The following is a 14269-nucleotide window of genomic DNA, read 5'->3' as shown; positions in this document are numbered from 1 at the left end:
CAATAAATTTTATATTTTTACCGCTTTAAAATAAAACTTATTTCCATGAAAATTAAAGCTTTACTATTAGCTCTTTCCGTAATGAGCATTTCTGCCTTCGCACAGGAGAAGGTAAAATACACCAAAGATCAGGTAAAAAAAATGGAACAGTACCTTTTTAACGAAGGATTTTCCGGGCCGTCACCTAAAAAAATATCAACGCTTATTTTAAAAGATGGAAGCATTCATAAAGGATATTGCGATGATATTGAAATGAAAAAAGGTCAGATCTACGAAATTTCCATTAAAGACAGTGCTACAAAAAAACCTGGAAGATTTAATGCAGAGAAAATAAGTGAGATGTATATTTACCCTTCAAAATTTGAGAAAATTTTTAAAGCTGCAAAACACTACAGCAATGTAAGAAGCATGAATACCCATAAAATCAATAAAACATTCACCGATGACAGAATACAGTTTGTAAATCAGACCGTTTCTCTGAAAAATAAAAAGGATGATATGGAATTTCTAATGCAGACCGTTAATCCAGGATTTAACGATATCATAACCGTTTACCATGATCCAAGAGCGAAAGAAGTTGGTGGTTCATATATCGGGATGGGACCTAGACTGGGAAGCAATGCCGGAGTGGTCAAATCTTATTATGTAAAAAAAGGAGATAAAATAATGTGGCTTCATAAAGATGATTTTGATGATAACTACGATTTTCTTTTCGGAGACAACGCAGAATTTATGAAAAAATACCCTAAAAAATCTGTTGAGTGGGGCTTTTTCAGCTTTCTTGTTTATGAATATACTGAAATGAGCAACGGGTAAAATATAATTAAAACAAATACTAAAGCTGTAGAAATTTCTGCAGCTTTTTTTTTACTATAAGGTCAACCTTCTACAGTCTGAGTTTTCCTGAAAATTAAAAGTGAAATTCATAGCAATTTTATAAAATATCACAACATAATGACAAAAAACTGTTTATTTTTTATATTTTTACACAAAAAATCTGATTAGCAGTAGATTTTCAGATAAAATTACATTCATCAACCAAATCAAAATGTATCGCATGAAAAGAAAATTCCTTTTTTTATATATTGTATTGAGCTATATCCAGCTTAATGCTCAAGAGTTTGTACGAGAATGGGGAACCTATTATGGGCCGGTAGATACTTTTTTTGGCAATGCTACTCTGAATACTTTACAGTTTGACTCCAGTAACAATATCAACTTATTGGGAAGCACGCAAACCAATAGTGCTTACCAGGCTTCTTATTATAATCAGTTTGCTACTTCGGGTGCAGGATATGACATCACAAAGGCATCTAATATTTTAACAGGGATTATCAATCCTTCCGGCGCAGCCGTATCTTCCGGTTATGTAGGCAATTCGCTTTCTTTTGACGCGCCAAATATGTCTTTTAATAATACAGGAGAAAGATTTGCCTATCAGTTCTCAAGTACAGGAATTACAGGTGTAACGGGAACTGCAGGAACATGGTTTCCAACAGCTGCTGCTGCAGGGGCAAATAAGATTTTATTATCAAAATACAGCAATACCGGAGTTTTACAGTGGAAAACCTTTTTACCATCACTAAATACTTCTATTAATGAAATAAACCATGACAGTTCCGGAAACACATTCATCATTGGTACAACACTTAATCAGAATATAGGTACCGCAGGATCTTTTCAACCTTCTTTTGTCATCAGATATGACAACAACGGAAACGTAATGTCAAATTCCTATATCGCAAAGCTCAACTCCTCCGGACAATTGGTTTGGGCAACCTATTTTCCTGCACAAATCCAGAGAATAAAATATTACAACGGAAATCTATACCTCACAGGAGGCGATGACGACGATCCAGCTTTAACGCAAATGGCTACCACCAATGCTTTTCAAACCCTGAAAACAAATTTATCGATTACCAAACTGAATGCTGCTGATGGAAGCCGAATCTGGGGAACCTACTATGGACCTGCAGGCATCAATTTTTTAAATTTAAATTCAGGTATTGCTGTAAATGACACAGGGCTGTATGTCGCTGGAGACATCTTTGATCTCACCGGCAGTAACAATACTTATTTCAGCACACCGGGAAGTTTCCAGACCACACCTTTGGGAAGCGGTGATATTTATCTTACGAAATTCAACCACGATGGCGGTAGAGAATGGAGCACTTATTTCGGGAGCAGCTCGGATGATATATCGTCATTTAACAACAACAGCCTTTCGGTGTATGGAAGAGATATCTACCTTACGGGGGTTCAAACCGTTGCGCCTAACAGTGTTGCACCTGACAATCTGGCAACACCGGGAGAACATCTTTCCAGCCCACCACCCTATTCCGGACCAACCCATGTGGCACACAACTATTTATTCTTTGCTAAATTCAACAGTGACGGATCGCGAGAATGGTCTTCTTACTATGGAGGAGCGGGAGCACAGCCTGGTTTTCCACCAAGCTTAAGCATTTCAGTATTTAATGCTGACACTTTCTATGTGTACGGAACCACAAGATCTACCATAGGGATTTCCTCCACGGGAGCAATTCAGCCAACCGGTGTACCTAATGTGTTAAATGGTTACATTGCAAAATTCAACCGAAAAGTATTATCTACTTCAGAAAATCCGGCACTGCAAGACCTTGTGCTGTACGATAATCCCAACAACGGTATTTTCACTGTTGAAGGTCATATTTTAAGAAAAAAGGATTTTAATCTAAACATTTTTGATATGTCCGGAAGATTGCTTTACACCCAGAAAATGAATGGAGAACAAAAGCAGATTTTTAATTATCAGGGAAGATTACAGACAGGAACATATTCTCTTCAGGTTTCTGCGGGAAAAGAGTTTTCTAAGAATTTTAAAATGATTGTAAAATAATTTTGTAAAAAGACAATTTTACAAAGCTGCAGAAATTTCTGCGGCTTTTTTTGTTCTTTAAATTGCTTAATTTTGTCTTATGAATCCTTCTTTAGAACTACAGCTTAAAACTTTACCATCAGAACCAGGCGTTTATCGGTATTACGATAAAAACGAAAATCTTCTGTATGTAGGAAAAGCAAAAAATTTAAAGAAAAGAGTACTCTCCTATTTCAACAAAACACTTTCCGGATACCGTACCAGAATCATGGTCGGGAAGATTAACCGTCTGGAAACCACTATCGTAAACAGCGAATACGATGCACTTTTACTGGAAAACAATCTGATAAAAGAACATCAGCCGTTTTACAACATCATGTTGAAAGACGATAAGACCTACCCCTGGATCTGTATTAAAAATGAAAATTTTCCAAGGATTTTTCTGACCAGAACCAAAATCAAGGACGGCTCAGAATACTACGGTCCATATGCAAAAGTACGTCCCGCAAAGATTTTGCTGGATACGATTAAGCATATTTATAAACTCCGTACCTGCAATTTAAATTTAGCTCCGTCTAAGATTGATGAGGGCAAATATAAAGTCTGTCTGGAATATCACATCAAAAACTGCGAAGGCCCGTGTGAAGGACTGGAAAGCAAACAGGATTATGACGAAAAAATCGATGCCATCCGTGGAATTGTAAAGGGAGATTTCCGTCTTGCAAGGGAATATCTTGTGAATCAGATGACAAAATATGCCTCGAATCTTCAGTTTGAAAACGCTCAGCAGATCAAGGAAAGACTTCATATTCTGGAAGATTATCAGTCGAAACATACGGTTGTAAATCCAAACATTGATGATGTGGATGTTTTTGCGATGACGAGTGATGAAACGGCGGCTTACGTGAATTATTTTAAAATCAGAAACGGAAATATTATCCAGAGTTTTACCACCGAAATCAAGAAAATGCTTGAGGAAACGGATGAAGAAATTATGGAGGAAGCTTTGATTGAAATCCGTCAGAAGTTTGATTCTGATTCAAAAGAAGTTCTTCTTCCCTTCCATTTATCTGTAGAAATACCGAATGTAAAACTGATCGTTCCGAAGGTTGGCGACAAAAAGAGAATCGTTGAACTTTCAGAGAAAAATGCCAAAGAATACAGAATTGAAAAATTAAAGCAGGTTCAGATTGTTGATCCTGAAAGACATTCCAACAGAATTATGGCTGAAATGCAGAAGCTGTTGCGAATGCCGGTTGAACCAAGACATATTGAAGGTTTTGATAACTCAAACATTCAGGGAACAAATCCCGTTTCTGCGTGTGTGGTTTTTAAAAATGGCAAAGCCAGTAAGGCAGATTACAGAATTTTTCACCCAAAAACTGTTGTTGGACCTGATGATTTTAAAACGATGGAAGAAGTCATCTACCGCCGCTACAAAAGAATGCTGGATGAAGGCGAAACTCTGCCTCAACTGATCCTTATTGACGGTGGAAAAGGGCAACTCTCTTCCGCTGTGAAAAGTTTAAAACTTCTCGGGCTGTATGGCAAAATTACCATCGTCGGAATAGCGAAAAGGCTCGAGGAAATTTTTTTTCCTGAAGACCCCATTCCATTGTATTTAGATAAAAAATCTGAAACGCTGAAAATTTTACAACAGGTTCGGGACGAAGCCCACCGTTTTGGAGTAAGACATCACAGAACACGCCGAAAAAACTCAACTATCAAAACGGAATTGGAGGAAATTCCTGGTGTAGGTGGTAAAACGATCGAATTGCTTTTGTCTAAACTGAAATCTGTAAAGAGAATAAAAGAAGCCAGTCTTGAAACTCTGGAGGAAATTTTAGGAAAATCGAAAGCGAAATTTGTCTACGCATATTTTAATAATGAATAAAAATTTTTAGATATAAAAAAATGCCCGGTTCATTGAAGAATCGGGCATTTTTATTTAGATTTTAGTCTTTTTTGAAAGTCTGTTTCATATAAGAATTATCAGAAACGGGAAGTTCAATTACGATATTTCCATTTTCCAAATAAGCAATGGTATCGCTTCCGTTCTGCAGTTTTACTCTGAAAATATCATTTCGGGTCGTTGCTGTAAAGGTTGCAAAAGGTGTTGAACTTTTATCAGCCAATATAAACTGTTTATCATTCAGTTTAATTTTCTGGAATTTAATATTCTGATTGGTGTACATCTCCGCTCCTGAAGCTGGCTTTGTATCTTCTAACACTACTTCTCTTGTCGTCATTTCGGGCATACTGTTGTTACTTACCGAAGATTGAACCAAAGAATTCTCCACCGGAACTGATGTTGGGATAGTAGTCATCGCCTGCTTCAAAGCATCCTGAAAACCTGCCTCAAATTCCTTGATAGACGACGCTCCTTTTTGGGTAGCAATCACCTTGTTGTTGCAGTCTTTAAACTTTACAATAACTTTATTTCTCAGCATTCCGCTGTCATTCTCTACATCTGCGAGAAGAACGTTACACGGATTCTGCATGGCTGCTGCAGGCCATTCGTTTCGGTTAGCAGGTAAAACAATATATTTTTTTGAGTTTAAAGATTTAATTAAAGCTTTATCCAAACCATAATTGCTCTCTTTAAAACCTTCAAATTTCTCAGCAAGAGAGATATATTGATAATCTGAAACTTTCTGTGCAAAAATTGCAGTAAAGCTCAGCATTGAAAAAGCAATGGCTAATTTTTTCATTTTCTAAATTTAATTTACATTATTTCTACATCAGCATATGGCCAAAAGCAGATTAGTCGTTTCTGAATTCTCCGATGTCAAGCTTTAAAGAAAAGAAATTCGAGTAAAAATTAGATGCTCCAATTCCTGAATTGCTGATGGCGTAATCCAAAGTCAGACCTCTGTAGCGTATACCAATACCCGCACTCGGCTGGAAAGAAACTTTTCTGCTCAAGTCTTCAATGTCTGTAATCGACTGAAATCTGTTGACCCCCAAACGGACAAAAATCATTTTCTGATAACCAAATTCTGCTCCGGCATACGGTGTAATACTTGCAAAATCCGTTGATAGCAAAGCTGCCGTCTTAGCAAAATCTACATTGATTCCTGCTTCCGGAAGAATATACATTGTATTATTGATGGCGAAATTTTTACTGACGCCCATATTTAATTTAGGCATCGTTAATTCCATTTTATCGGTCGGTGCAGGGTTAAATTCTTCCCCATTCACCACTGTTGACAATTCTTTTTGATTTACATTCCAGAAGTTGACTGTAGTAGTCGCGTCTCTCAACATTGCACCGATTTTATAACCGCTGTCTAATTTGTAGATTGCTCCCACATCAAATCCGAAACCGTATCCGCTGGCAAATTTTCCTACATTTCTGTAAACAATTTTGGCATTCACACCGACGTCAAGATTTTCGCTTCCTCCGGGACGGAATGCGTAGGATAAAATTCCGGCGTAGTCTGACTGAGAAAACTGGGTGATTTTGTCATAATCAATATTTCCTTCAGCATCGATTAACTGTGTTGTATTTAAAATATTATCAACCCCCAACCTTACGACTGAAACTCCGAATACACCGTTTTCTAAAACTTTAGCATACGCTAAATAATCATATTTCGCTATGGATTCGAAATACTCTGCGTGCATCGCTGCTCCCTGCCAGTCTTTCTGAATACCCAAAAGTCCCGCGGGATTCCACATTGGTGAATAGACGTCGTCCTGATTGGAGATGACAGCTCCACCCATACCTAAACCTCTCGCACCTGCGCCGATATTCAGGAATTCGTTGGAATATTTTCTTACAATCTGTGCCTGAGAAATCCCAAATGCCAATGAGAAAACCAGTAAAAAATATTTTTTCATCATATAAATTGATGCTTATTTGAGTTGTTTTTGTTTTTTTGCTTTTATAAAACCGTTCACCACAATGGCTAAAATCATTACCAGTGAGGCCACGTAAAATACTGAACTCATGTGCTCTGATTCTCCAAAGATAAAAAAAGCTAATATAATTCCGTAGACCGGTTCTAAATTTACTGTTAAAATTAAGGTAAATGGCGAAATATATTTCATCAGCTTCACAGATTCGAGCATTGGAAAGGCCGTAAACCCGCTTGCCAGCAAGACTATTAACGCAATATCACGCAAATTTATTTCATTTAAAGTAAAAAACTGACCTGTAACCAGATAAATAATCATTAAAATAAACCATCCGGAAAAAATTTCATAAAAAATAATGTTTCCCGAACTGGTTTTGCCGAACATCTTACCATTAAAAACCGAAAATATAGTCCCAAAAACGGCACATAGAATCCCGTAAAAAATACCTTCTTTGTATTGGAATTCTGTTTTAAAAATGAGAAGAATACATGCTACGATTACGGTTCCCATGATGACCTCGGTCAAATCAATTTTCCTTTTAAAAATAATCGGCTCCATTATAGAAGCGAACAACGTTGATAATGAAAGACAACTCAGAGCGATGGAAACATTCGAAACTTTAATGGAATAAAAAAAACAGTACCAGTGCAGCGCCATAGCAAAACCAATTCCTGCAAGCTGAAAAAATAGCTTTTTTGAAATTTTAATGCTTTCTTTCTTAAATATTCTTAAATACAGATACAGAAAAAAGGCAGCAAAAAGCATCCTGTAAAATACAAGCACGGGAGCAGACGAAGTAATCAGTTTTCCTAAAATCGCTGTAAAACCCCATAGAAAAACGATAAAATGCAGCCTGAAAAGAGCCTGTTGCTTCATGTATTCTGATAAATTAAACACAGCAAAAGTACGAATTAGATAGGCTGATTGGGTATAAAACTTTTCGAAAGTATGCGCACAAAAAAACCCTGAAAATCTATGAAACTTTCAGGGCCTTCAAATAATAAACTATTAAAAAAATAAACTAGGAACTTAGAGCGTAAACAAAGATGTTATCCCGTTTATCTCTACTGTAAAATTAGCAAAAGTATTGCCAAAATCAAAGAGGTGCATAGTTAAAAATTTCATAATTTTCTGAATACCACATATTTAATAACTAAAAATTCTTATTTATCTCATTTATCTAAAAGTAGTATATTTAAAAACGCAATAAAATAAAATTTAATGGATTTAGAATTCAATAAAAGAGAAGATCAAAATAAACTCAAACTTTCCGAAATCAACAGAATTTTTAAAGAAATAAAAAAGGGTGGTGGCGAAAAACGACTGCAGAAGTTACGTGATGAAGGAAAGATGACCGCCAGAGAAAGAATTGAATATCTTCTGGATAAAGATTCTGATTCTATAGAGATAGGTGGTTTTGCCGGATATGAAATGTACGAAGAACACGGCGGATGCCCGAGTGGCGGCGTTGTGGTGGTGATGGGCTATGTTGCAGGAAAGCAGTGTTTGGTTGTGGCCAACGACGCTTCTGTAAAAGCCGGAGCCTGGTTCCCGATTACAGGAAAGAAAAACCTGAGAGCTCAGGAAATCGCCATGGAAAACAGACTTCCAATCATATATCTTGTAGATTCTGCCGGAGTTTATCTGCCAATGCAGGATGAGATTTTCCCTGATAAAGAAATGTTCGGGAGAATTTTCAGGAACAATGCTAAAATGAGCGCTGCCGGAATTATCCAGATTTCTGCGGTAATGGGAAGTTGCGTTGCTGGTGGTGCTTACCTTCCGATTATGAGTGACGAAGCAATGATTGTTGACAAAACAGGATCTATTTTCCTGGCAGGAAGCTATCTGGTAAAAGCTGCGATTGGTGAAACAATCGATAATGAAACTTTAGGTGGTGCAACAACACACTGCTCTATTTCTGGGGTGACTGATTATAAAGCAAAAGACGATAAAGATGCTTTAGACAGAATCAAAAATATTATGAAATCTGTCGGAAGCTACGACAAAGCAGGCTTCGACAGAATTGAAAGTTTCCCACCGAAAGAAAATATTGAAAACATTTTCGGAATTATGCCTGTTTCGAGAGCAGATCAATATGATACTCTGGAAATCATCAAATGCCTTGTAGACAATTCTGAATTCGAAGAATACAAACCGGATTACGGAAAAACAATTATCTGCGCAACCGCAAGAGTCGACGGATGGTCTGTAGGAATCGTTGCCAACCAGAGAAAACTGGTAAAAAGCGGCAAAGGTGAAATGCAGTTCGGTGGCGTGATTTATTCTGATTCAGCAGATAAGGCAACCAGATTTATTGCGAACTGCAATCAAAGAAAAATTCCTTTAATCTTTTTACAGGACGTAACAGGATTTATGGTTGGTTCAAAATCAGAGCACGGCGGAATCATTAAAGACGGAGCTAAAATGGTAAACGCTGTTTCCAATTCTGTAGTGCCAAAATTCACGATTATTACAGGAAATTCCTACGGTGCCGGAAATTATGCGATGTGTGGAAAAGCTTACGATCCGAGATTAATTGTCGCCTGGCCATGGGCAGATCTTGCAGTAATGGGAGGTTCTCAGGCAGCCAAGGTTTTAGCCCAGATCCAGGAATCTACTTTGAAAAAACAGGGAAAAGAAATTACCGCAGAAGAGCACAAAGAAATCCTCGATTCTATTACAAAAAAATATCAGAAACAGACTGAAGCAACTTATGCAGCTTCACGATTATGGACAGATGCCATCATCAACCCGGTTGACACCAGAAAATGGATTTCGATGGGTATTGAAGCAGCAGATCACTCTCCGATTACTGAGAAATTTAACTTGGGTGTAATTCAGGTTTGATTACTGAAAAATAATTTTGTGTGGAAGCCTTACGTAACTGTAAGGCTTTTTTGTTTGATTTGATTTTTAAATGTATGATTTTTGCTGTGTGAATCATCAATACCTCACTGGGTAAATTTTAAAAATTAAAACTAAACTGAAAACTATGAAATCTTTACTAATCTTAATCCTTACTGCAGCGAGCCTCCTGCTTCCGGCGCAGTGCCAGATTCTTGGACCGTCAACAGTAAAAGTCGGCGACAGTTTACAATTAATGTCTGACACGGCTGCAAAATGCCTCGACTGCTACAAATGGAATATTTCTTCTGATGAATTTCTCTCCATACACAATTCATCAGAAGGAAAAATTACGCTGAAAGCTCTCAAGGCAGGAACTGCAAAAATTAATTTGACAACAGAAACTGCTGATGGAAAGTCAAATTGCGAAAAAAATTTGGAAATTCAGAATCCTTCTCAGCAAAAAGAAAAACAGTGCGATATAGAAATTTCAGATTTTAAAGATGTAAAAGTGGATGAAAATACCATGTCCTTTTTCCCAAACAGAATGTCGCAGAAATATTCTTACTACTGGCAGGCGACTTATGCGGACGGTTCTACCCGGGAATCTGAAGAAAAAATTCCACAGTTTGCCAATAATCCTGCATCCTACATTAATTCCGTTGTTGTGAAGATCATCAACAAATCGTCAAATTGTTTTTCAGTAATCACCCGGACTTACGGAGAAAAATTCTGGTTTCCAAAAGCCGAAAAAGTTGAACAGCGGAAATATATTCAGGGAAGCTATCAGCAGCAAACTGAGATAAAAAAATAGTCACCGTATTCAGACTAAATCATTTTTAAAATTATTATGTTAAGTCTTTAAAAAGTATCCTGCTAAAATTTAAAATCCTCTATCCATCAGCAAAATTTGCATCTTTGTATCTTTAAAATCTCATATATTATGTTAAATAATTTTAAAGATTCATAAAAAATTGCGTTTTAAAAGAAAAAGGAAAGATTATTGTTAACTCATAATTACCCTTAATAACCACCTTTTAGAATTAGTTAACGATGCGATTGAGTTATGAGAAGATATTTTGTGGTTTTTATCAGCCTTTATACGATTTTTTTACTTTATATGATGTTTTTTGCTTCCGGAAGAGAAGCTTCAGAGGTTTCATATTTACAGATGCAGCCATTTATTACGATACAGCATTTTTTTACAGATGATGTAGACAGTGAAGCATTTTTAGTCAACATTGTCGGAAATGTTTTTGTGTTCAGCCCGTTTGGCTGGCTGGGTTTGTGTATCAGGAAATTTAATTCACTGATTCCGATCACAGCATTCTTTCTGGTAATAATTACTGTAATTGAATCTATCCAGTATATTTCCGGAAGAGGTGTTGCAGACATTGATGATGTTTTTCTCAACACGCTCGGAATGTGTATCGGTTTTATTTTATTTAAATATGCAACGTGGAAAAACATTGCCAATATCAAGTTCCATTTTGAACTTATTGAAGACAGGAAAACGCTTAAAACAGCGTAAGTACAACCTTAAAATTATTTTTTACTATAAAAAAAGCTTGAAATGTAATATCTCAAGCTTTTTTGTTATGTTAAATCAGAATATCTTAAGAAAAGAAAACTCCGGTTCTGAATCTTTCTTTATTAAGCTTTTTACTTACTGCCAGTCCCCAAAGTACAAATTCTTTTAAGAACAGACGGTCTTTCTCATCAGTTTCAGGTCTGAATTCATTGATCAGGTCATCCAGTGGCGTGATTTGATTCAGCTGTCTGATGTAATTTTCGTCCGAAGAATTATCAGTTATTTCAAGAAAACCTTTATCATCCGTAAACCAGTTGAGTACCTGATCGTACGGCGTTGCAGCATCTTTTTTCTGTAATTTTTCAATTTTCGGGAAAAGTATTCCGAATATAGTACGTACTGCATTGTCAATCAGCAGTTCGGCAATGGCTTCGGCACCTTCCTGCTCACCTTCATAGACCAATTCTACTTTTCCGGTAATTGCAGGAACGATTCCTACAAAATCGCTGAGGCGCACAGATGTCTTTTCATCACCCGTGATCAAAGCTCTTCTTTCGGCAGTACTTAAAAGATTTTCAAAAGCTGTGATACTCATTCTTGCACTTACACCACTTTTGGCATCAACATATTCGCTTTCTCTTGCTTCAAAATTGATCTGTTCCAATAAATCTTTAGCTAATTCAGGAACATAGACCATTTCATTCTGACGCCCGTCAAGTGAAGATTCATATTTTGTAATTTCTTTAGCCGTCTGAATATTTTCAGGATAGTGCGTTAAAATCTGCGAACCGATACGGTCTTTCAAAGGAGTAACTATACTTCCACGGTTGGTATAATCTTCAGGATTTGCTGTAAATACAAACTGAATATCCAAAGGCATTCTCACCTTAAAACCTCTGATCTGAACATCACCTTCCTGCAGAATATTAAACAGGGAAACCTGTATTCTCGCCTGGAGATCGGGAAGTTCGTTGATTACAAATATGCTTCTGTTGGCTCTCGGTATCATTCCAAAGTGAATCACACGGTCATCAGCATAAGACAGTTTTAAATTGGCAGCTTTGATGGGATCCACGTCACCAATTAAATCAGCAACTGTCACGTCCGGCGTTGCCAGTTTCTCGAAAAATCTTTCGTCACGGTGAAGCCATTCAATAGGCGTGTTGTCACCTTCAGCCTCGATAAGTTCTTTGGCAAATCTTGAAATTGGGTTTAAAGGATCATCGTTTATTTCGCTTCCTGCAACAAACGGAATCCACTCGTCCAGTAAAGTCGTCATCATTCTCGCTAATCTCGTTTTTGCCTGGCCCCGCAAGCCAAGAAGATTAATGTTGTGTCGGCTTAAAATAGCCTGTTCCAGTTGAGGAATGACCGTATTTTCATATCCAAAAATGCCTTCAAAAACATTTTTTTTATTGAGTATTTTCTTTTTTAAATTGTCTCTTAATTCATCTTTAATGCTTTTTACTGTGTAGCCTGATGTTTTCAGTAGTCCTAATGTATTTATTTCCGGTCTTGATGTCATCTTTTTTAAAATCTAATTAAATATTGAAATTTTTAATGCTCATTTACATTAAAAATGATTAACGAATTCTCTTTTTCCTGTTGCTTTCATAATCTTCAAAAATCATCTGTCCCAGACCATTTAAGCCTGTATAAAAAGCTTTTCCCTGATTGGCTGCGGTAAACTCACTTACAAAATGTTGCAGATAAGGATCCTGAGCAATCATAAACGTCGTTACGGGAATATGCAGACGTCTCGCCTGAGCCGCCATGTTATAACACTTCTGAACGACGTACTCGTCCAGACCAAATGAGTTTTTGTAGTAAGTACCGTCAGATTCACGTACACAACTCGGCTTTCCGTCGGTGATCATGAAAATCTGTTTATTGGTATTTCTTTTTCTGCGGAGAATATCCATTGCCAGCTGAAGTCCCGCAACAGTGTTGGTATGATAAGGCCCAACCTGCAGATAAGGAAGCTCTTTAATTTTCACAGGCCACGCATCATCACCAAAAACAATAATATCCAAAGTATCTTTCGGATACCGCGTCGTGATGAGTTCTGCAAGAGCCATAGCAACTTTTTTAGCGGGAGTAATTCTATCTTCTCCGTACAGAATCATACTGTGACTGATGTCAATCATCAAAACCGTACTCATCTGGGACTGATGAATGCTGTCTTCCACAATCAGGTCGTCCTCTGTAAGATGAAAATCTCCAATTCCGTTATTGATCTGAGCATTTTTCAGACTTTCAGTAATTGAAATCTTCTCTACCGGATCACCAAAAGTATAATTTCTGAATTCTCCGGTGCTGTCTTCGCCGGTTCCGCTTTTGTTGGTTTTATGATTTCCACTTCCACTCTTAGCAAGATTTCCGAATATTTGGTTGAGTGCCTGTTTACGGATATTCTGCTCCATTTTTGCACTTAGTCCAATACCGGTTCCGCTTCCGTCGGGACGGATTTCTTCTCTGATGTAACCTTTCTTTTTCAGATCTTCAATAAAATCTTCGATAGTGTAATCGGGAGTTGTCAGTTTATATTCTTCATCCAGCATCCTGAGCCAGTCTATCGCTTCATCAAAATCGCCTGAGGTATGGGTGAGCAGATCTGTAAAGATTTCCAGCAGCCGGTCAAAGACAGAAGATTCCGGTGCCGTATAGTTTCCAAATCTGAAACCGCTTACAATTCTTTCTTTCATAATATAAAGTTACGACATAAAGCACGACCATCACGAAAGATTTAGTCTATTTCCTTATTTGTTAATAGAAATTAACTGTTTCAAATAGTTTTTTTTCAGGAGCTGTTTCCCGCTATCCGCTATATCTTTTTTGCTTCCCAAAGGCTCGTGATCAAAACAGAATTCATAAATAGCAAAAAAGGATGCCGCTGCTATCGGGGCTAGGGGATTTTGTATGCCGGAAAAGCATTTCTAAAACAAACTTATGGCAAGAATAATTGGTAATGAGCAATGAGCAATGAGCAATGGATAATGTGTAATAAATGATGATTGATAAATGATGTTTGATGATTTATACTTGAGTAAGCCTGATCAGCATTTTTTGCCTTTACACCAGACCGGTGTGTATGGTATTGGTTTATCAAAATTGCCTGAACCTATAACCCGCATCCCGCAGATCCCATCTTAACCTTAACCTTAACCTTAACC

General features: G+C 37.2%; 11 protein-coding genes. 6 read left to right on the top strand and 5 right to left on the bottom strand.

What is annotated here, in order from left to right; translation table 11 throughout:
• Positions 1-45 precede the first annotated feature (45 nt).
• The 3 genes from ASG21_RS17965 to uvrC all read left to right on the top strand — a co-directional run bounded on the left by ASG21_RS17965 (position 46) and on the right by uvrC (position 4751).
• A complete protein-coding gene (locus tag ASG21_RS17965) occupies positions 46-816 on the top strand; it encodes a hypothetical protein (protein ID WP_056083968.1) in 771 nt (256 codons plus the stop codon).
• A gap of 241 nt (positions 817-1057) precedes the next feature.
• Positions 1058-2878, top strand: coding sequence for a T9SS type A sorting domain-containing protein (locus ASG21_RS17960; RefSeq protein ID WP_157844538.1), 1821 nt, complete (start codon positions 1058-1060; stop codon positions 2876-2878).
• A gap of 79 nt (positions 2879-2957) precedes the next feature.
• The gene (gene uvrC, locus ASG21_RS17955; RefSeq protein ID WP_056083962.1) at positions 2958-4751 is read left to right on the top strand and encodes an excinuclease ABC subunit UvrC; all 1794 of its coding nucleotides are present in this window, start codon (positions 2958-2960) and stop codon (positions 4749-4751) included.
• Between the two features lie 61 nt (positions 4752-4812).
• On the opposite strand, the gene ASG21_RS17950 is transcribed toward uvrC, so the two are convergent.
• The 3 genes from ASG21_RS17950 to ASG21_RS17940 are packed head-to-tail and all read right to left on the bottom strand — an operon-like array spanning position 4813 to position 7594.
• Positions 4813-5568, bottom strand: coding sequence for a hypothetical protein (locus tag ASG21_RS17950; protein WP_056083959.1), 756 nt, complete (start codon positions 5566-5568; stop codon positions 4813-4815).
• 52 nt (positions 5569-5620) lie between these two features.
• Positions 5621-6703 carry a PorV/PorQ family protein gene (locus tag ASG21_RS17945; protein ID WP_056083956.1) on the bottom strand — a complete coding sequence of 361 codons (1083 nt, stop codon included), beginning with the start codon at positions 6701-6703 and terminating at the stop codon, positions 5621-5623.
• A gap of 12 nt (positions 6704-6715) precedes the next feature.
• A complete protein-coding gene (locus tag ASG21_RS17940; RefSeq protein WP_056083953.1) occupies positions 6716-7594 on the bottom strand; it encodes a DMT family transporter in 879 nt (292 codons plus the stop codon).
• Positions 7595-7939: 345 nt separating this feature from the next.
• Here ASG21_RS17940 and ASG21_RS17935 point away from each other — a divergent pair, with 345 nt between their 5' ends.
• From ASG21_RS17935 to ASG21_RS17925, 3 genes are all read left to right on the top strand, one after another.
• Positions 7940-9568: a carboxyl transferase domain-containing protein gene (locus ASG21_RS17935; RefSeq protein ID WP_056083950.1), complete on the top strand. Its 1629-nt coding sequence runs from the start codon at positions 7940-7942 to the stop codon at positions 9566-9568.
• A 145-nt stretch (positions 9569-9713) separates the two neighbouring features.
• Positions 9714-10379 carry a hypothetical protein gene (locus ASG21_RS17930; RefSeq protein ID WP_056083947.1) on the top strand — a complete coding sequence of 222 codons (666 nt, stop codon included), beginning with the start codon at positions 9714-9716 and terminating at the stop codon, positions 10377-10379.
• A gap of 252 nt (positions 10380-10631) precedes the next feature.
• On the top strand, positions 10632-11096 hold the full coding sequence (locus ASG21_RS17925) for a VanZ family protein (RefSeq protein ID WP_056083944.1): 465 nt from the start codon (positions 10632-10634) through the stop codon (positions 11094-11096).
• Positions 11097-11181: 85 nt separating this feature from the next.
• On the opposite strand, the gene ASG21_RS17920 is transcribed toward ASG21_RS17925, so the two are convergent.
• Both ASG21_RS17920 and ASG21_RS17915 read right to left on the bottom strand, forming a co-directional pair.
• On the bottom strand, positions 11182-12621 hold the full coding sequence (locus tag ASG21_RS17920) for a sigma 54-interacting transcriptional regulator (RefSeq protein ID WP_056083941.1): 1440 nt from the start codon (positions 12619-12621) through the stop codon (positions 11182-11184).
• Positions 12622-12679: 58 nt separating this feature from the next.
• A complete protein-coding gene (locus ASG21_RS17915) occupies positions 12680-13801 on the bottom strand; it encodes a VWA domain-containing protein (RefSeq protein WP_056083938.1) in 1122 nt (373 codons plus the stop codon).
• Between the last annotated feature and the right edge of the window lie 468 nt (positions 13802-14269).

This window comes from Chryseobacterium sp. Leaf394, assembly GCF_001424105.1.
Taxonomy (GTDB): domain Bacteria; phylum Bacteroidota; class Bacteroidia; order Flavobacteriales; family Weeksellaceae; genus Chryseobacterium.
This window is presented reverse-complemented; position numbering and strand designations above follow the sequence as displayed.